This window comes from Flavobacterium sp. AED (assembly GCF_000812945.1).
Lineage (GTDB): Bacteria > Bacteroidota > Bacteroidia > Flavobacteriales > Flavobacteriaceae > Flavobacterium.
Map to the genome: position 1 here is coordinate 519,983 of NZ_JSYM01000001.1, position 21,293 is coordinate 541,275.

General features: G+C 34.0%; 13 protein-coding genes. 4 read left to right on the plus strand and 9 right to left on the minus strand.

Features of this window, described 5'->3' with window-relative positions:
* Positions 1-26 precede the first annotated feature (26 nt).
* The 6 genes from OA85_RS02320 to OA85_RS02345 all read right to left on the minus strand — a co-directional run bounded on the left by OA85_RS02320 (position 27) and on the right by OA85_RS02345 (position 12,796).
* Entirely contained in the window at positions 27-1,511 is a 1,485-nt protein-coding gene (locus OA85_RS02320) for a RagB/SusD family nutrient uptake outer membrane protein (protein ID WP_039107895.1), read from the minus strand.
* A gap of 123 nt (positions 1,512-1,634) precedes the next feature.
* Positions 1,635-4,736, minus strand: coding sequence for a TonB-dependent receptor (locus OA85_RS02325; RefSeq protein WP_082014105.1), 3,102 nt, complete (start codon positions 4,734-4,736; stop codon positions 1,635-1,637).
* 562 nt (positions 4,737-5,298) lie between these two features.
* Entirely contained in the window at positions 5,299-8,646 is a 3,348-nt protein-coding gene (locus OA85_RS02330) for a glycosyl hydrolase (protein WP_039107896.1), read from the minus strand.
* 412 nt (positions 8,647-9,058) lie between these two features.
* Positions 9,059-9,949 carry a LysR substrate-binding domain-containing protein gene (locus tag OA85_RS02335; RefSeq protein ID WP_039107897.1) on the minus strand — a complete coding sequence of 297 codons (891 nt, stop codon included), beginning with the start codon at positions 9,947-9,949 and terminating at the stop codon, positions 9,059-9,061.
* A 10-nt stretch (positions 9,950-9,959) separates the two neighbouring features.
* Positions 9,960-10,991, minus strand: a complete 1,032-nt coding sequence (locus OA85_RS02340; protein ID WP_039107898.1) for a GntR family transcriptional regulator — start codon at positions 10,989-10,991, stop codon at positions 9,960-9,962.
* A 356-nt stretch (positions 10,992-11,347) separates the two neighbouring features.
* Positions 11,348-12,796 carry an amino acid permease gene (locus tag OA85_RS02345; RefSeq protein ID WP_039107899.1) on the minus strand — a complete coding sequence of 483 codons (1,449 nt, stop codon included), beginning with the start codon at positions 12,794-12,796 and terminating at the stop codon, positions 11,348-11,350.
* Between the two features lie 316 nt (positions 12,797-13,112).
* Between OA85_RS02345 and OA85_RS17150 the strand changes: the two genes are divergently transcribed.
* The 3 genes from OA85_RS17150 to OA85_RS02360 all read left to right on the plus strand — a co-directional run bounded on the left by OA85_RS17150 (position 13,113) and on the right by OA85_RS02360 (position 15,833).
* Entirely contained in the window at positions 13,113-13,895 is a 783-nt protein-coding gene (locus OA85_RS17150) for an RMD1 family protein (RefSeq protein WP_197056047.1), read from the plus strand.
* A gap of 230 nt (positions 13,896-14,125) precedes the next feature.
* Positions 14,126-15,100: a RhuM family protein gene (rhuM, locus tag OA85_RS02355; protein ID WP_039107900.1), complete on the plus strand. Its 975-nt coding sequence runs from the start codon at positions 14,126-14,128 to the stop codon at positions 15,098-15,100.
* 22 nt (positions 15,101-15,122) lie between these two features.
* Positions 15,123-15,833 carry a GYF domain-containing protein gene (locus OA85_RS02360; RefSeq protein ID WP_039107901.1) on the plus strand — a complete coding sequence of 237 codons (711 nt, stop codon included), beginning with the start codon at positions 15,123-15,125 and terminating at the stop codon, positions 15,831-15,833.
* A 98-nt stretch (positions 15,834-15,931) separates the two neighbouring features.
* Here OA85_RS02360 and OA85_RS02365 read toward each other — a convergent pair whose 3' ends face one another.
* A complete protein-coding gene (locus tag OA85_RS02365; RefSeq protein ID WP_039107902.1) occupies positions 15,932-16,507 on the minus strand; it encodes a DNA polymerase ligase N-terminal domain-containing protein in 576 nt (191 codons plus the stop codon).
* Positions 16,508-16,611: 104 nt separating this feature from the next.
* Positions 16,612-16,938: a hypothetical protein gene (locus OA85_RS02370; protein WP_231557063.1), complete on the minus strand. Its 327-nt coding sequence runs from the start codon at positions 16,936-16,938 to the stop codon at positions 16,612-16,614.
* A 376-nt stretch (positions 16,939-17,314) separates the two neighbouring features.
* Between OA85_RS02370 and OA85_RS02375 the strand changes: the two genes are divergently transcribed.
* Positions 17,315-19,408, plus strand: a complete 2,094-nt coding sequence (locus OA85_RS02375; RefSeq protein WP_231557064.1) for a M3 family metallopeptidase — start codon at positions 17,315-17,317, stop codon at positions 19,406-19,408.
* A gap of 301 nt (positions 19,409-19,709) precedes the next feature.
* Here the strand turns inward: OA85_RS02375 and OA85_RS02380 are convergent, their stop codons facing one another.
* Positions 19,710-21,293 (minus strand): MFS transporter, encoded by a 1,584-nt coding sequence (locus OA85_RS02380; protein ID WP_039107904.1) that lies wholly within the window; start codon positions 21,291-21,293, stop codon positions 19,710-19,712.

Sequence of the window (21,293 nt, forward strand, 5' to 3'; positions counted from 1 at the left end):
GGTTAATACTAAAACAAACAAACAATTTAAAAATTTGGTGATAACAATGACTCGCTTGCAGGCAAAGGAAACAACAAGTCAATAGTCGTATAAGATGATGCCGCTGGACCATATCCTACTGGGAAATAGTACTCTTGTGGGTGTGCTTTAAGGTATGTTCCGAAAGCCGTCATAACCGTTTGTGCATTTCCTGTACGTACTAAATCTAACCAACGTTTGTTTTCAAACGCTAATTCCACACGTCTTTCTGCTAAAATTGCAGTACGTAAATTAGCCTGACCAACTGCTGTTGAATTAGCTAGACCTGCACGATTACGGGTATCATTTAAATAATGAGATACACTTTTCCCTTGTTCATTTAATGCTTCAGCATACAATAAAAGGACTTCCGCATAACGATAAACAGGCCAGTTTGTTCCAGTGATTCCTGCTTGAGCATGTGGTTGCAATAATTTTTTGATATATGGATATGTTTTATTACCATCTAAAGATAACGTTGCTGTACCAATTGATACTGCTTTTCTTAAATCTCCTGTTTCATAAGCAGCCACTAAATCCTTAGTAGGAACATTAAAAGCCTCTGATCCTAATTGTTGAGTGTTAGCTGCACCAGTAATAGCTGCAACTTCAGGAGCAGTCATTGGCACAGGTAACATTTGATAAATAAAACCACTAGCATAGCCATCAGTTCCTTCTTTGTATTGCACTTCAAAAACTGATTCTGAATTATTTTTGTTGTTTACTGAAAATACTGATGCATAATCCCCTAAAAGAGCGTACTCCCCTGAGTCAATCACTTCTTTTAAAACAGTTTCCGCCAATGCCCAGTTTTTCTGAACTGCATACACATTTCCTAATAATGTTTTAGCTGCCCCAGAAGTAGCTCTACCCGATTCCTGAACTGATTTTTTCGGCAATAATGTAGCCGCTTGAGTTGCATCTGCGATAATTTGAGTATAAACAGCAGTCACTTCAGATAATGGTAACGCCGCTTCTTCTCTAGTTGTAACTGGTATTAAGTGCAATGGGACTTTACCATAATATTGAACCAAATCAAAATAAGCTAAGGCACGCAAGAAAAATGCTTGACCCTTAATATTATCTTTAGAAGCTTGCGCAAAATCTACCCCATCAATAGGAGCTAACACTTGATTCGCTCTTGCGATAATTTGATAGTCAGTAACATATTTAAACGTTGATACCCCATTTGATGATTGGTTGTTAAAATCTGAAATTAATTCAGGGTCAAGTGTACCACGGTAACTAGGGTTAAACATATAACGGGTATTATCGGAACGCATTTCTCCCATAACCCAAGCTCCTTGATTTGCTGAGTTGTATAAATCTCTCAACGGAGCATAAGCGCCATTTATAGCTTGTTGAAAATCAGCTTCGGTCTTATAAAAAGTAGCCGTACTCAAAGAGGTCTCAGAAGGAATTTCCAAGAAATCTTTAGTACATGAACTTAGAAACAAGCTCAATGATAAGGCAGTAATTAGTATCTTTTTCATGATATTTTAATTTTTTAGTAATTATTTAAACCTAGGCTTTAAGTTATTGTGCATGCACTCTTTTGTATTGAAATGAATCAAGAAAACTCAAAGCCTAAGTCTTACAGTTTTTAGTTTAGGTTATTAGAATCCAACGTTAATACCGAATGTAAGTGTTCTTGGTACTGGGTAACTTCCCCAATCCATACCTAAATTAAGTGTACTTCCTCCAGTTCCATTAGCAGCTACACTCGCTTCCGGATTAACCCCTCTGTAATTTGTAAAGGTGTACAATTGTTGTACTGAACCGTAAACACGAGCTGTTTTGAAAAATTTACCATTCGTAGGAATATTATATCCTAAAGTGACATTTTTAATAGTCAGGTAAGAACCATCACTTACAAAACGTGTACTACTCCAGTCACGTTCGTGACCAGTACCTGAAGTTGTTTTACCATAACGCCCATCACCAGGATTAGCTTCTGAACGCCAACGGTTTTGAACATCTGTTAATACATTGAATACACCATCTAAATTAGTAGTTCCTTGTTCAGACATTACCATCAAGTCGTTCCCAACAGAACCAGCACATACTACCGCTAAATCGAAATTTTTATAATTAAATGTATTTGTCATTCCAATTAAAGCTTTTGGAAAAGGATTTCCAATAACCGTACGGTCATCATTATCTCCGCCATAAGTAATAACACCATCCCCATTTACGTCTTTGTATTTTATAGTCCCAACCTCAGAATCAAATATTTTTGGAGAGGCAGCAAAATCAGCCGCATTTTTATAAACCCCTTCTTGAATCAATCCATAGAATTGACCTAATGGTTTTCCTACCTGAGTAATCGTTGCATAGGCTCCAAAACCACCATAGATACGCTCAACACCATCGGCTAAAGCCAATACTTTGTTTTGGTTGAATGAGATGTTTAAGTTAGTGCTCCATTTGAATTCACCTGTCAAGTTTTTAGTATTTAAACTAAATTCATGTCCCCAGAATCTAATTTCTCCTACGTTGTCGTTAAAGTTTGTAAATCCTGATTCTTGGGCAACGGCAACGTTATACAATAAGTTAGTCGTATTTTTAGTATAAAAATCATATCCTAAACGAATGCGCTCGTCAAATAATCCTAAATCCAATCCTAAATCCAATTGACTGGTAGTTTCCCAACCTAAGTTTGAATTACCCAATGAAGATACTGCAGCACCACTGGCAACTGTACTTCCAAACACAGCATTTGATGAATTGTTAATCAAAGCATATTGCGTATAATTACCAATATTATTATTACCAATAATACCATAACTTGCTTTTAATTTTGCAAAAGAGATTGCCGGTATTTTTTTAGCAAAATCTTCATCAGAAATTACCCAACCTGCACCAATTGACGGGAAATTTCCCCAACGGTTGTCAGAACCAAAACGTGAAGAACCATCACGACGAATAGCAGCCGTTAATAAGTATTTCCCTTTGTAATCATAATTTACACGAGATAACAAAGAGGTCAAAGCCCATTCTTGCGTATCAACAAATGTATTAGTACGATCAATATTCAACGCAGACTGAATCGTATGAATACGGTCATCAGGAAAACCTGTTGCTCTTATTTGAGAAATATCTGAACGATAATTTTGGTTCGTATAACCGACTAAAACATTTAGATTATGATTTCCAAAACTTTTTGAATAATCCGCTGTATTTTCATTTAACCAAGATAAAAATTTAGTATCCAAATTAACGGCACTTGCCACAATAGGAGGCAATGATGCAAATACAGTCGATGCAGTCGATGGGTTGAAATTTTTAAACAAAGAACTTCCTAAATCTACATTGAATGTTGATTTCAATACCAAACCTGAAATTGGCTCATATTGAACTTTTGCATTTGACAAAATTCTAGATGTTTTTGTTTCATTAGTAATTTCTTGAGCCGCACGATACCAGTTTGGAGTAGGGAAAAATGGACTCCCTTGAACTGTTAAAGGTAAAGAACCATCATCGTTTCTATAAGGACTTGTTGGCCAAGTTAGCATAGCATTTGTAAACAAACCTCCAGGAACAGCTGAATTCAAATTTGATGCATAGAAAATACCATCAGAACTTGGTGTATTATTTATAGTATAACTTGGTGCAATATTAAACCCAATTTTTACTTTATCAGATACTTCATATTCTGAATTGATACGCAAAGAGTAACGTTTGTAGTTTGAATTAATCATAACCCCGTCTTGATTAAAAATACCAAGAACAGCTGAAGTACTCAATTTATCTTTATTGGATGCAATTGAAAAATTATAACTTTGAACAGGAGCCGTTCTCAATAAAGCACCATACCAATCTGTTGATTTACCGGCATACTGAGAAGGATTTGCAAATTGAGTTGGAACAGCTAATCCTAAATCTTCATAAGATTCTTTTTTAAACTGTGCAAATTGTTCCGCATTCATCATGTCTGGACGACCTTTCATAGGAACACTTTGAGTTCCTGTGTAAATATTAAAACTTGTAGTCGTTTGATTTTTCTTTGCTTGTTTAGTGGTGATTAACACAACTCCATTAGCTGCTCTAGATCCATACAATGAAGTTGAAGCCGCATCTTTCAAAATCGAAATATTATCAATCTCATCTGGATTTATGCTACTGATGTCTCCTACAATAGGAAAGCCATCCACTACATACAAAGGATCACTTCCTGCAAGTAGAGAAGCTTGACCACGAATCCTGATAGCTAAACCTGCTCCTGGTTTTCCAGTAGCTTGATTAATTTGCACGCCTGCTAATTTCCCTTGTAGTTTTTGAGTTATCTGAGCAACAGGAATATCTTTCAATTCTTTAGCACTTATAGTCTGTACAGAACCTAATGTTTTTCTTTTAGTGGCACTACCATACCCTACTACAACAACCTCATTCAACACTTTGTTGTCTTGTTCAAGAGAAACATTGATTGAGGTTTGATTTCCTACTGCTACACTTTTAGTAGTATACCCTAAAAAAGTAAATTCTAATGTTCCTTTATTTCCTGCATCAATTTTAAAAGAACCATCAAGATCAGTATTGGTTCCTTTATTAGTTCCTTTCACCAAAACATTTACACCTATAAGTGGTTCATTTTTTTCATCAGTCACTTTTCCCTGAATAATTTGTTGCGCCATCGCTTGGGTACAGAATCCCAAATACAACACCAATGCCTTAATCAGGAACAGGGCAACTCGATGTTGTTGTAAAAACTTCTTCATTTTCTGGTTTTTTTTAGTTAGTATTTATTTATTCTAGGTTTTTTTTATACTTAACATAATTTTATGTTTTGTATAATTCAAATTTAACAATACCACTTCTATCAACTGTCCTACGCAATCGTAATAGAAATCATTGTTTTAATTCTTTTTATTTATTATAATAATAAATTTTAGTAATCATAATAGGTATGGAAGATAAAGATTGTACAGAAAAATGGGAGACTCTTAGTATTTAAACTCTCAAAGAAAACATTTTAAGCAGTTCACAATCTTATACTTAAACCCTTGATTCTTTACTTAAAACACATAAACGAGGGAGTTTGTGTCTTTTTACAATTAAAAAAATGATCTTAACTATCTCTAAAAGGATATTTTTTCCTTTTAGAGATCAATTCATACGTGTTATAGTCCGAAATGTTAAAATAGTACTCTTAAAAAAGTCAACAAAAAGGATTTCAATTTGTAAAACAACAAAAAAGGTGAAACCAAACTGTTCTGTTTTGGTTCCACCTCTTTAAAATTAAATTCTAATTATTTCAAATCATTCGAAAGGAATGATTTTCTATTTCACTGATAAAACAGTCACTGTACTCAATAATCCTGACGGTAACAATGGAGCGTCAGCTTTGTAAAATGGCATAGTAGTATAGGTAATTTTCTTTACTACTCCCGGTTGTACATCTCCGATAAGTCTATTTACCCAAAGATTCGTCACTTTAATCACCAAGGTATTTTTTCCTGGTTTTAAAATACCAGTTGCATCTACTCTGAATGGTTTTTTCCAAACAATTCCTAATGATTTTCCGTTAACGATAACTTCGGCCAGGTTTTTCACCTCTCCAAGGTCAATCCATAATTGTCCTTGATTTTTAAACCAGCTTTTTGGTGCATCAATTGTTTTCGAATAGGTTCCTGTTCCTGAAAAATACTTCACTCCAGCATCTGAATTATCTGTCCAAGAAGTTAACTTATCCATAGTAATTTCTGAAGGCGCTCCTCTTTCTTTTTGGAAACTCAAATTCCAGTTTCCTTCCAAAGCAGCTAATTTAGTTTCGCTTACTGCAGGCAAAATTTGCGCTGTTGTAGTAGTATTGTCTTTAAAGACAACAAATACAGCATCATTTGGCTCTAAATGCAAAGCTACTTTCGTACGACCATCAGCAAATGAATAGGAAGCTGGTTCTGTTTTTCCTGTTTCAGGATGCCAAATTTCTACTGTTTTTCCAGCAACTCTGAAAGTTGCTTCAAGGTCCTCGATTCTTGCATTGCGATTATTTACCCAATACAATTCTTGCTCCGGTAATTCACGGTGTACGTACAATAATTGGGTATCAGCTTGGGGTTTAGTGTATTCAAAATCTGGTTTAACAGCTAAAGCGGTTAACACTTTTTCAATACTTTCTCCTGTATATACTTTTCCGGAACCAATAGATTTTACTGTATTATCAGCACCCCATAATTCATTTACAACGGTATTAAAGGTTGTCAAATCATCTGTTAAGCTTGGTGTTCCAATTGGTTTAGGCCCAACAACAATTGCTCCTGCTTTTACTAAATCACTAATTTTATTAGCCACTTTTAATGTCATTTGTTGGCTATTGGCATCCAGTGCCAAAACTTTGTAATGCATTCCGCTTGGTGTAACAATTTGTCCATTTTTTACAGAAAGCAAGTTAAGTAGCGCATCCGCATTAACAAAATCATAATTATAGCCTGCAGGAATATTGGGCTGTTTTTTTCCAAAAAGAGAGGTAATATTATTGTCTTCTCCATAATAATAAATAACATCAGCCACAAATTTCCCTTGTTGCAACAAATAAGAACTGCGGGAAAGATAATCTGTCCAGGCTGTTGCTTGTTCAGCCCAAGTTTCGTGACGGGTAAACCACTGCCCGAATGGTCCAAGTCCAAGACCGGGAACATGCTCATCTGATGGTTGGTGTACTGAAGTATGAATCACAAATCGATTCAGTCCACTTGCTAATTCCATATCTGCAGTTGGTTTCAAACGCTCTGGTGAAAATGCCCATGCGTTACCAATTGCGGTAAGTGACTCAGCTGCCACTAAATTTTGTCCGTAAAGATGTGCCACTGAAGCCGATTCACGAATATCAACATTATAGTTTTTTCCGTCACCTCCTATACTACCTGGTGTCCACATCGCTCCCATGGGAATATCGGCATTGCGTTTTACTTCCATACCATCAGCAATTAGAGCACGACCACTTTCATGGGATTCAGAATAACGCTTCATACCGCGTTCATGCAATAAAGTAGTTAACTGATCATAATGGTATTCAGATAACATTTCACTCAATGTTTTACGGTAATCCCATAGGAATTTTTCACTTGCTTCTGAGCTTTTAATAACCTGACCTGTTAATGCAGGCATCCAAGGGAGTAAACTATAGCCTCTTCGTTTGGCAAACTCAGCCGGCAAATTTTTTGTCCAGTTTTGTGCTCCGGCTTCCCAACTATCCGTAACAATGTATTGCAATCCTCCTTTATCTCCCATTAAACCTCCGGTCGCATTTTGGTATTGGTCCAGATAATTTTCAAAATACGCTTTTATGGCTACCGGATCTAATTTGTCTACTTCAAAACCTGTTGCTTCTGGCGAAGCGGGATGATTCGTAATCCCTAATAAAGAAAAACCAAAACGGACAATCTTCCAATTTCCTGCAGGTGGCGTCCAGTTCAATGTTCCATCGGCATTCAATTTACCAGATAAATCAATTACATTTTCCAATGCAATTCCATCAGTACTTGGAGTACCATTTACATCGATATTTGTAACAGCTGCAAAAGCCGCTTTTTCTTCAAATCGGTCAATTTTTACGGTGCTATGCAAAACAATTTCTGCAACATCAGTTCCTGGAGAAGGTTTTGGGGCAGCATCAGAACCCATCATCGCTTCAAAACTAAAAATAGGAGGAGGATTTTTAAATGTAACCCTAAAATATTTAGCAGTTGTAGCCGGAAAATTAATAGTTTGCTGTACGAGTCCACCTGCTGGAATAAAAGTGATTTTTTTGAAATGAACACCATCATCGCTTACTTCAACAGAACGTGTATCCGCTTTGTCTCCAAAAAGACCAAAAGGGCCTTTGTCTCCACCACCAACAACAGTTATTCCTTTGAAAGTTTGTGGTTTTTCAAAAGCAAATTGTATCCAAGCACTTTCGTCATTTTTAGTAGCAGGCAACAAAATAGTAGTTGCTAAATCTCCATCAGTAAGTTGATTAGCTGTGAAGTTTCCACCGCTTGAGGTAACTTTTGGTTTTAAATCGATAAAATTAACCTCATTATCCGGTAATTTATAAGCCATCAGACTTATGTCTTCATAATAATCTACCGGTTCAGCAACTGGATCTCCTATAGTCATTGCTTCAGAGAAAGGTATATTCTGAAAGGCACCAGTTTTAGTAGGTGCTTTTGGTAAAACTCCTGTAAATTTTTTACCGCCTTTAACACGGATTTCACTCCACACTAATTTTTTCATTCCAGATTTAGCTGGAACCCATGGCCCACCACTTTCACTCCATCCCGGTGAACCGGCAATCGCCATTTCTAACTTTAAAGAATCAGCTAGTTTCGTTGTAAACTGAAAAGCATCCTTCCATTCTGGAGTCATATAGCTTAATCGTTTTTTTACAATTTGTGGCGTCGTCATCGCTGCATCAAAATTCATGAAACCACCAATACCTATTCTATTCATCCACAAAAGATCTTTGGCAATACCATCTTTAGAAATATTACCATTCATCCAATGCCACCATACACGAGGCTTTGCAGAATTTGGAGGTGTAGCAAACTCTTTTAATAAGCTATCACTCTTATTTTGAGCATAACCAGAGCTGCAGGCAAGCATCAAAGAAAATGCTGCTATTAATCCCGAATTTTTTTTCATATTTGAAATTTATATAGATTGAAATTTATTTTAAATTTTACTGAAAGACCTATTAAAAAACAACCAGCTATTTCTATTAAAAGTTTCTCTTTTTTAACACTGAAAAAATATTAACCTTTAGAAATAAAAATACAACTGCTGTTCTTTTTTGTAAATTAAAGAAATATCAAAAACATAACTGTCCTACTCAATCGTTATCGCAAACTACTTTTTGATTACTTTTTTTGTTATTTCTGATAAAATTTATTTATTGGAAATCGCAAATCAAAAAAACACAAAAAGAAAACCAACTCATCTTAAGGAGAAGAGTTGGTTTTAAAAATAAAGTATTCTATACTAAAATGTTAGTTAACATATTTTTCAAACCCTTCAAACAATTGATTATTGGGCTTTATTTATAAAAAAAGAATATTTACCAAACCTTTTTTATTGCTTGCTGGTATTCGTCCTCAAGTGTTTCTTTGTATGCCAGTATTTTGGTAACTTCTAAACGGGTATTTTCAGAAAAAACTAATTCTTTAGAAACAATCCCTTCTAAATTTGTTGGATAGTAAGATGGAAAAACAGCAATTCCAATTCCTACATGTACCAATCCTACCAATAATTCAACATTAGACACTTCCTGAACAATATTAGCATCTCTGGAGAAACCTACATTTCTACAATATACTTCTATATCTTCTAAAATTGCGGGACATAAGTCTTTAGTTAACTCAACCCATTTGTCATTACGGAGTTGTTCAATTTTAATTTTTTGGTATTTTGCCAGTGGATGGTTTTTAGGCATAATGACATTTAGAAACTCATTCTGGAAAACCTGATAATCCAAACCTTTAAAAACCAGCGGTAAAGTAGTAATTCCAATATCAATATTTCCTTTAAAAAGCGCTTCTTGTACTGATATCACTGTAGAACATTCCACTATTTTGAAAGTGGTATCAGGAAACTTCAGTTGTAACTTTTGTAACACTTCTATAACCTCACTTGTGGGAGACATTTTTGGTATGCCCAGTTTCAATTGTTTATTTTTCTCGCTATTGATCTTGGCACTTTTTAGTGTTCGGTCCAGTAAATCTATTACACGACTTACTTCTTTCATTAAATAAGCGCCTGCTTCTGTCAATTCAACTTTTCTATTATTAACCCGTTTTGCTTTGTCAAAAAGTTCAAAACCCAACTCGCTTTCTAATTGTTGAATTTGGTGCGTTAAGGCTGGTTGAGTAATATTCAATTTTTCAGCAGCTTTACCAAAATGCAATTCTTTTGCAACTACCAGAAACGATTTTAATTTACGTAATTCCATTAATATTATATTATAAAGATCCTCTAAGAATCAGTTCAAACGGATTTTCGATATGTTCTTTTGAAGAGTTTAACACCAGTTGTGCTGCAGATTTTCCCATTCTAGCAAAATCAGTTGAGATGGTTGTAAGTCCATTCATGATGAATTTCTTGAGAGGTGTTTCATTATAAGAGATTACCCCAACTTGCTCCCCTACGGTTAAATTCAAGGTGATGATTTTATCCAAAATTTTCACTAAATCTTCTTCCATTAAATTAATATATACTTCTCCCTCATTGACTTCTTCCAGATCCAGATCATGCACGATTTTATAATTAAAAGCATAACTGTAACAAAAGTTTTTAAACCCTTTTATTATCTCATCTGGAAAATAACTATTGTCAGGAAAAATCAATTTTATGGTATGGTATTTACTTAAAAGGTCTAAAGCTTTACTGAGCGCATTATAAATATCTTCTTCGAAATTCTCGTAAACTGCACCATAATTCCCGGTAATACCTTCAATTTTTTTACCTACGATAATTAATTTTTCTTTTGGAATTTCTTCAATCAACAATTGATAGCCTTCTGCTTTTTCAATAAAATGGGGAATGATAACATAGTGGGTATAAACACTTTTTTGTTGGTTCAATAATTTTTTGAACAAACCATAATCATTGTTATAAATATAAAAATCAATAGCCGCTTTTTCGCCCAAAGTCTCTACAAAAGCATCATAAATAATTTTCTTATGCGCACTCAGTTTATTAAACATCAGGAATATTTTCAAATCTTGGGAAATATCTGTATTCGCAATAAAGTAGCCTTTTCCATGAAAGGCTTCTAAAATACCCATTTTTCTTAATTTATTATATCCTTTTTCAATCGTAACCCTAGATATTTCGTATTGAAAACTCAATTCATTGATAGACGGCATAGCATCCCCTTTTTTAAGAATACCTTGCTTTATGGCATTCAAAACTGCATTGACTAACTGCTGGTACTTTGGAGTAGCAGAAAGTTCATCAATTCTGAGGCTATCAATTTTTGACATTTTTTTCATACGAACTTATTTTTTTGTATTTTTAAATCATGATGATTCAAATAAATTTTAAATTATTTGGATCCAATTTATAAGAAGATTATTTTATTCACCAATGGAATACTATTTATAATTAAGTAAATATACTTAATTTCTATTTAAAAGATAAACCTTAATAAAGGTCGAAAATTAATACATTTATAATTGAATTCAACAAAATCAATGCGTTTTTTCAACACATTGATTTATAAACACACAAAATTCTAATTATAAACTTACAAAAAACATTAATGAATTTTGAGGCTTTAAAGGTTTATTATATTCTTTTTATAAAAAACTATGATAAAAAAAGCCACTCTTTTCAGAATGGCTTCAAATTATTTTTCTTCTTGTTCTCGTCTGAGTTTACTATTCTTTTTACCGTAAAAAAAGTAGATTACAAATCCAATAGCTAACCATACAATCAATCGCAACCAAGTATCAAAAGGAAGAGAAACCATCATTAACACACAAGTTAGTATTCCTAAAATGGGAACTAAAGAAACAAATGGAGTTTTGAATGGTCGTTCTAAATCAGGTTGTTGCTTACGCAAAATAATAATTCCCAGACAAACCATAACAAATGCTAAAAGCGTTCCTATACTGGTCATCTCTCCCACTATACTAATAGGAACTAAACCTGCAAAAAGACAAATAAAGATACATAAAACAATATTTGATTTGAAAGGCGTATTAAATTTTGGATGCAAATCAGAGAATATTTTCGGTAATAATCCATCCTTACTCATAGAAAAAAACACACGCGATTGCCCTAATAAATCGACTAATATTACAGATGTATATCCAATCAAAATAGCCATAATAACTGCTACAGCTAGCCATTTGTAAGGAGTATGTGCAATGGCTACAGCAACTGGTGCAGCACTATTTTTAAATTCAGTATAATTAGCCAGACCTGTCATTACATATCCAAATAATATAAATAAAACAGTACAAACTATTAACGAACCAAGAATTCCAATTGGCATGTTTCGCTGTGGATTTTTAGTCTCTTGCGCCATTGTAGCAACAATATCAAATCCAATAAAAACAAAGAAAACAACTCCGGCACCACGCAGCACTCCTGACCAACCGAATTCTCCAAAAACACCGGTATTCTCAGGAATAAATGGATGATAGTTAGCCACATCTATATATTGCCAACCTAAACTTATAAAAACCAATACTACTCCCACTTTGAGAGTAACAACTACCACATTAAATATAGCCGAACCTTTAGTCCCACGAATAATTATTGCAGTTATTAAGGCAATAATTAGAATTGAAGGCAAATTAAACCATCCGTTTACTATTGATCCATCAGCTAAAGTGGCTTTTTCAAAAGGAGACATCACCAACTGTGGAGGCAGGTAAATATCAAATTTTTCAAGAAACTTAACTAAATATTGCGACCAACTAATCCCAACGGTAGCTGCACCAACGGAGTATTCAAGAATCAAATCCCATCCTATAATCCAGGCAAATAACTCCCCTAAAGTAGCATAAGCATATGTATAAGCACTACCCGAAACCGGTACCATAGAAGCGAACTCCGCATAACATAAAGCACTAAAAGCACAACCTACAGCAGCAACCACAAACGACAAAATTACGGCTGGCCCTGAATTATTTGCCGCAGCAATTCCAGTTAAAGAAAACAAACCTGCACCTATAATTACTCCAACCCCAATTGCCACTAAATTAATAGCTCCTAAACTTCTTTTAAGAGTTCCTTTGCCGCTTTCGGCAGCTTCTAATTTTAATCGTTCAATAGATTTTTTAAGCATGATTTTTCTGTGTTTTTAAATATAAAAAAAGCCCTTCATTATAAGAAAGGCTTTACTGATATTATGTTTAGACTGTACCATAATAAACCATTTCATATTACAGATGATGCTTTGCAACACATTATAGTAAAGAAACAATTAATCATGCTATGTCTTTGCTTTTTATTCATAATGCAAATGTATTGTGTATTACAATCGATTCCCAAATTATTTCAACATTTTTCCAATTTATAGCATTCCTTTTTATAAATTAAAATCGTACAAAGACAAATTTAAAATCTGAATTTTCCTTAAATTTGTTTAAAATAGTTTGATTATGGAAATCAAAATCGAGGCTGTTCAAATTGCGGAATCCTTCAATATGAAGAAATTCCGTGCCGATTTTCGTGCAGAAGCGCATTCGGGTTCTACTTCCGAAGTCTTTTATGCCTTAAAGGAAAACGAGCGCTATTTGTATGTTTTTGATTATGGAGTTGTGGTCTTCGCCAATTATGATGCGGTTGCCAAAAGTGAATTCATAAGCTTTATAAAAAATTATGCCACAACTTTAGTTGACATCGATTTATCAGAAGAATACCGTATTGAAACTGATGAAAAACTACAAAAAGTCACCGTAAAAAATAATTATGTAACGGTTCCGCAAATCGACTCTTCCATCTTGCGCATTGTAATGCTCAACATTGGCCAATCAGTAGCCTTAGACTATTATGAAGTCTTGACCAATGAACTCATTACCTCATCAAAACACTACATTCTGGAATTAGAACAACGAGGAAAACTCAGTATCTCTAAAACTAATTTACTCAAGTACATAGGAAAAGTCTTGAACGTCAAGAATAGTATTGTCGATAATTTATACATCCTTGACGATCCAAATCTCGTTTGGGATAATGAAGAACTCAATTTGCTCAACCGCCATCTTAAAGCTAATTTTGATATCAATACCCGCTTCAAAGACCTCGATTACCGGTTGCAAATTGTAGAGAATAATCTTAAATTGTTTACAGATGTATTAAACGTAAGGGAAAGTTCCCGACTGGAATGGGTGGTTATTATATTAATTGCACTGGAGATTGCAATAGCTTTATTTTTTCATTAAAACCCTAAAGTCCATTGCATCTTATTTCTTCTTAATTCACACACTAAAATCAAAATATTTCTTTGATTCTTTATTCTTTAAACAAAGTCATTTTAGTTATTTTTGTTTTTATTACCGTGTAAAATCTAAACAAAAAACACAATTTCGTCTATTAGCCCTGCTATGGTTAAACGAAAATGATAAATTAGCGGCATAATGACCGTATTACTTGAAATTAAAATTGCAGCTTGATGAATAATCACATAGAAATATATAAATCTTCAGACAACAAAGTAGAACTTCAAGTAAGTCTTGATAATGAAACTGTTTGGCTAAACAGAGAGCAAATCGCAGTTTTATTTGATAGAGATATCAAAACCATAGGTAAGCATGTTAATAATGTGTTTAGGGAAGGGGAATTGGATAAAGAATCAGTTGTCGCAAAATTTGCGACAACTGCAACTGACGGTAAAACATATCAAGTTGATTTCTACAACTTAGATATTATCATATCTGTTGGTTATCGTGTAAAATCTAAACAAGGAACACAGTTTCGTCAATGGGCAACACAACGCTTAAAAGACTATTTAGTCAAAGGGTACGCCATTAATGAAAAACGATTAAAAGAAACCGAGAGCAAATTTCAAGAATTAAAGCAAGCGGTTCATTTACTAGATTCCATTACAAAATCTAAAATAGTAACTGGTGATGAAGCACAAGGTTTATTAAAAGTATTGAGTGATTATGCTTTTGCGTTGGATATTTTAGACCAATACGACCATCAGACATTGAAAGTCGCAACAACGGAGACTAAAGAATTATTCAAAATTTCGTATCCAGAAGCAAAGAAAGCCATAGAAGGATTAAAAACTAAATTTGGTGGCTCTAATTTGTTTGGAAATGAAAAAGATGATTCTTTTAAAAGCTCCTTAGAAACAATTTATCAAACCTTTGATGGGATCGATTTATATCCTTCAGTACAAGAAAAAGCGGCACATTTATTGTATTTTGTCACCAAAAATCATTCTTTTTCGGATGGTAATAAAAGAATTGCAGCTTTTCTCTTTGTTTGGTTCCTAGATCGCAACGGATTATTGTATTATGATGCAAGAAAAGTTATTGATGATAATGCTCTGGTAGCAATAACGCTGATGATAGCCGAATCCAAATCTGATGACAAAAACATGATGGTTAAAGTAACAATTAATTTGATTAACAATAAATAAGCACTCCATTAAAATATTATAAATGAAAACCTATTACATTCATAACGGAACTGAAAACAGCGGTCCATTTCTCTTGGACGAATTAAAAGCTAAGAAAATTACAAAAACAACTTTAGTGTGGTTCGAAGGTATGGACGAATGGAAATATGCCGGAGACATCCCTGAATTAAAAATTATTTTGACCGTAGTGCCACCGCCTCTAAAAAACATTCCACCTTTCCCAAAAGAAGAGAAAAAAGTAGTTAGTCAAACTATTTTGGGAATGGACAAAAGTATCTTTTTTTTGGTTTGTGGAATTTTAGCTTTAATTATTGCTACCCTAATTTTTAATACTTATCAAGATAACAGAAGTTTAGAATTAGAACAGAAAAATAAACAAACCGAATTTCAAAACCAGCAAATTGAACTGCAGCAAAAACAAACGGACGAGGAAAAGATACAAATTGCTATTCAAGAAAAAATAGACACAGATAGGCTCTCAAAACAAAAAAAAGACTCTGTAAACAATAGAATATCAGAAATTAAGAAAATACTCGTTGTTAATAATGCCAATTTAGAAGAAGATCAAAATAAATTAATGGATGCTAAGGATTTTAAGCTGTTAAGAACTGCAAATGAAAGAGAAAACCAAATTAACTTGATAGAAGATGATATCATCCACTGGCAAAATGAAATTAAAAAACTAGAAAATGAAGCTGATCGATTGTATTTAGAATTAGAAACTATACACTAATTCTAATTTTACCAATCAAAAAGAATTCCATAATAAAGAAAACTCCAAAGCTTCACAACTTTGGAGTTTTCTTTTATTTACACTATTTTTTAATCAATCTATTTTTCTAAACTTTCTAAAGTTAAATTAGAAATCACTGATTTATCTTGTTCTAGAACATCCTCATTAGTTGCATATTGGTCATTTTTCTTTATCAAAAGCCAGCTGTTGTCGTCTTTCGTTTTTAGTTCTACCAATGCAAATTCACCTTTCAGCTTTTTTCCATTTAAAATAAAACTAAGATGTCCTTCATTCAAATCCGATTTTAATTTTTTTTCGACATTATCCGCACCTACTCCGTCAGCTAAAGTATAGGTTCCATTATCCCAAATCATAACAGTTCCAGCACCATAATTTCCATCGGGAATAATTCCTTCAAAATCTTTGTAATCATAAGGATGGTCTTCCACCATAATCGCCAGTCTTTTATCCTCGGGATTCATTGAGGGGCCTTTTGGTATGACCCAGCTTTTTAATACTCCATCCATTTCCAACCGAAAATCATAATGCAAATGGGAAGCGGCGTGTTTTTGCATGACGAAAACTAACTCGGTTGTAGATTTTTTAATTGCACCTTCAGGTTCTGTGGTGGAATTAAAATTACGCTTTTGGTTGTATTTATTTAAAGGTACCATGATAAATAAGTATTAGCGTTAAAATTGATACAAAAGGTATGGAATTGATCTATTCGTGAAATCAGTCAATAAGCAAACTAAAAAAACTATTTAGATTGGATTTTTTAACTCTTTCCGGTATTCTCGTCTAAATTGCTGTGATTATCACCGCCTATACTGTAATTGTTATTTTCTTCGTCTTCGCTACCCATATCTTCCTGATCATCATCCAGCTCAGATCCTGGAACGTCTAAGTCACTGCCAGATTCATCTTCCTCAAAATCTTTTTGATTCAATTCCCTGACATTATTAATTTCAACAGGTGCCTTCTTTTTAGTAATATCTTCCGGGTCAATTTCCATTTCTTTGTGGAACTGACTATACATATCTTCACTTGGTGGATACAAAAGAGAATCCGGTATTTTATTTTTATCTTTCTTATCCGGTTTCATCTTATTTAGATTTGATTTGTCGTCTTTATTTTCCATTTTAATAGTTTATTAAATTGACTTTCAGAACACTAAGTTAATCATTTTTAACCAAAAATGTATTTTATAAGTATGAAAAAACAACCCGTAATCCTGATTTTATAACGAGAACCTTTTGTACATTCTTTTCTAATTTTAAGCTTCCCAATCAGTAAATAATTAATTCAAAGTAATTGTTGCTTTGGTGAGAATCCATTCTATTTTAAACAAGATTATTTTACTGCTAAATTTCTTAAAATAACATTAAATAACATGCTACAGTTTCCTAATCCAATTGGATTCTGTTAAATTTACAAAAACTATTTTTTTTTATTTTACAAACAACTATAAAATGGTACCAATGGAAACCCAGGAAAAAGACCAAAATGAAGCAATAAATCCATTTTTTCAGCCCTACAATACGCCTTATAATGTTCCGCCATTTGATACAATAAGAAACGAACATTTCAAACCCGCTATTTTAGAAGGTATTAAAATACATCAGGCACAAATTGATCAAATTGTAGATAATACAGATGTACCCACTTTTGAGAACACCATTCTTGCTATGGAAAACGCAGGGGAATTTCTTTTGAATGTCAATATGGTATTTTCTAATTTGAATGGCGCAAATACCAACGATGATCTTCAAAATATAGCCAAAGAACTTGCTCCAAACTTAGCGTCACACAATGACAATATCTATTTGAACGAAAAATTATTCTCAAAAGTAAAATCGCTTTGGAATGAAAAAGAAAAGCTAAATCTGAATATAGAACAAGCTAAAGTTTTGGATAATTTATACAAAGCATTTGTACGAAGCGGCGCAAATTTAGCTGATTCAGAAAAAGAAAGACTGAGAAAAATAAACGAGGAACTTTCGCTGACTTGTCTCAAATATGGTCAAAATGTTTTGGCTGAAACCAATACATACAAATTGGTTATTGAAGACATAAACGATTTATCCGGGTTACCGCAGGAATTAATTACTGCCACTTTTGCCGAGGGAAAATCAAAAGGGAACGAAGGGAAATGGGTTTTTACTTTATCCAATTCCAGTGTAATTCCGTTTTTGCAATATAGTGCCAATAGAAATTTAAGACAGCAAATCTGGGAAGCCTATCAAACCCGTGCCAATCATGATGATGATTTTGACAATAAAGAAAATGCCCTGAAATTGGCGAATCTTCGTGGTGAAAAAGCGCGTCTTCTTGGTTATGAAACACATGCTCATTATGTTTTGGAAGAAACTATGGCCAAAACTCCAGAAACTGTTTATACACTTTTGAATGATTTATGGAAACCAGCTTTAGAAATTGCTAAAACGGAAGCTGCAGATATTCAGGAAATGATGAAAAAAGACGGAATCAATGATTCGGTGCAGCCCTACGATTGGCGATTTTATACAGAAAAAATCCGAAAAGAACGTTTTGATTTAGACGAGCAGGAATTAAAACCTTATTTTAGTTTAGAAAATGTCAGAAAAGGCGTTTTTCAAGTTACTGAAAACCTATATGGCTTACAATTCGAACCTTTACATAAGGTCCCAAAATACCATGAAGAGGTGGATGTTTGGAAAGTTTCAGAATCCGATGGAACATATGTCGGTATTTTATATATGGATTTTTATCCTAGAAATTCAAAACGTGGCGGCGCCTGGATGACCTCGTACAGAACCCAAAAAACAGTTGACGGATTTAGACAAGCTCCGGTAATTTCTATTGTTTGCAATTTTTCTAAACCCACAGAAAACAGTCCGGCTTTATTGACTTTTGACGAAGTGACGACTTTTTTCCATGAATTTGGTCACGCTTTACACGGATTATTATCTAATGTAACCTACCGAAGTTTAGCCGGTACCAATGTTCCAAGAGATTTTGTTGAATTGCCTTCGCAAATTATGGAAAATTGGGCTGGAGAACCTGAAGTTTTAAAAATGTATGCCAAACATTATCTAACAGGAAATATTATCCCTGATAATCTCATTAAAAAAATGCAAGAATCAAGCACTTTTGATCAGGGTTTTATGACTACAGAATATTTAGCAGCTTCGTATTTAGATTTAAAGTACCACACCCAAAAGGCAACAATTACAATAGATGCCAACACTTTTGAAAAAAATGCAATGGACGAAATAGGTTTAATCGCTTCAATCATTCCGAGATACCGAAGCACCTATTATAATCATATTTTCTCAGGCGGTTATTCCGCTGGATATTATAGTTACATATGGTCGGGTGTTTTGGATACTGATGCTTTTGAAGTCTTCAAAACAACCCATTTATTCAATCCTGAAAAAGCAAAATCATTTCGAAAAAACATTTTAGAAAAAGGTGGAACCGAAGAACCAATGGTTTTGTACAAACGTTTCCGTGGAGCAGAACCTAGTGTTGCGCCTTTATTGAGAAAACGAGGTTTAGACAAAAAAGAAACCACAAAAACATCAGAAGGTTAATTGTTCCAAAAAGTAAAATATCCTATTCTTAAACTTAATAAAAATCAAGAATTGGAATGTGCCATTAGGCACTAAATCTTGGTAGAAAACATGAATTAGAACAAATTTAGCGTGCCGTAGGTACGCAACAAAACGATAAATGTTGCGTACCTACGGCACGCTAACGAATTTCAAACCTAATTACTACCTATATTTAGTGCCTAGAGGCACAAAAAATATTTTCAACACTTGATTTGCATAATTAAGTTTAAGAATAGGATATTTTACTTTTTAAACGGTTTCAGTAAATTATAACACTTTTTTAATTACCCCAAATTCTATTTTTGAAAAGGTCAAATGTTTGTCTTAAATGCTGATTAAGCAATAGAAAAACAACGACAATACCCATTAAATAACCAATAACGGTAAAGATTTCCATATTGGACAATAAAACCGATTGTTTTGAAACCGAACTGATAATTTGTTTCATCGCTAATCTATTGGAATCATCCATCGTATAGCCTTTGCCCATAAAACTTCGGGTGAGTTGTTCGACACGCATTTGCGTTTCTGGACTTTCGGGAAGAATAAATTGTCTGAATTTTGTAAAATGGGTACTTTGTAAAAACAACCCAGCATTTTGAATCATTGCAAAACCCATTATACTTCCCCAAAAACGCCCTGCAACTCCCACTACTCCAGCAAACGGAGCATAATGAGTAGGAACAGATGATACGGTAAACATGACTAACGGAACAAATATTATTCCTACAGCCACACCCTGCAACATATAGGGAATCGCAATATCAGACAGGGAAGCATCCGGCACAAAAAGGAAAGTAAACCAAAAATGAAATAGCGCTAAAAGTGAAAATCCGATTATAAAAATATAGCGAGAAGCAACTGATTTAGCCAAAAATACCCCTGTCAAAATCATTCCAATCACATTCCCCGTTAAATTCAAATATTGTACATGCGCCACTCTTGAAGGCTCCCAATTCCAGACAACAGCCATCGTACTGTGACAAATATTCAATGTTGCTCTGGCAATGTAAAAAACCACAGACAACAATAATCCGGTTCGTAGATTCGCATACCGAAAAACGCGCATATCAAAAGTAGGTCTCTTCACCAACATTTGTCGGGCGATAAAAAAACCTCCTGTTAGTAAGGCAACAATGAGCGCTGCAACAATTTGGTTTGATTCGAACCAATATTTTTTCTGGCCATAAACCACAAAATAACTACCGCACAAAATAGCGGTAAGCACCAGAATAAAACTGGCCCAATCAATTTGATACAACGGAATTTTTTTATGAAAGCGATTGTTATTAAAGGTAATCATAACCAAAGCTACGCACACAATTTGGAAAAAAGCGGAACCATATGCCATATACTTCCAATCGTAATTCTCCAGCAGCCAAACTGCAATATTCATTATAAACGGAGAAGCCAGCATCAAGGCTCCATAATTAAGCGTAAAAGCAATAATCACAGCATTTTTAGACTTAAACCGGGCAATCAAAAATTGTCGTAAAGGTAAGACCGGCAATGCCATCAAGATACCTTCGGCCATTCTTAACATAATAAACAAAGAAAAATTTTGTGTGTATGCCGTCAAGACAAATGTTAAAGCTGCCAAACTATAAATAACCAAAAAATAGTTCTTGGTTGGAAAAAACTTAAACAACCTACTTTCAATGAGAATTGTAGCTAAAAAAGTTCCATAAGTAACACACATGGAAAACTGCAAATCCTCTACTTCTACATCTAAAAAACTTGCTGCATACGTCACATTAGAAGTATACACTCCCAATAAAACCATGGAATGCAGCATGCAGAAAAAGATAATAGCAATAATAGCCCAATTAGGAACCCAAGATTTAAAAACACTTACTTCTGACAT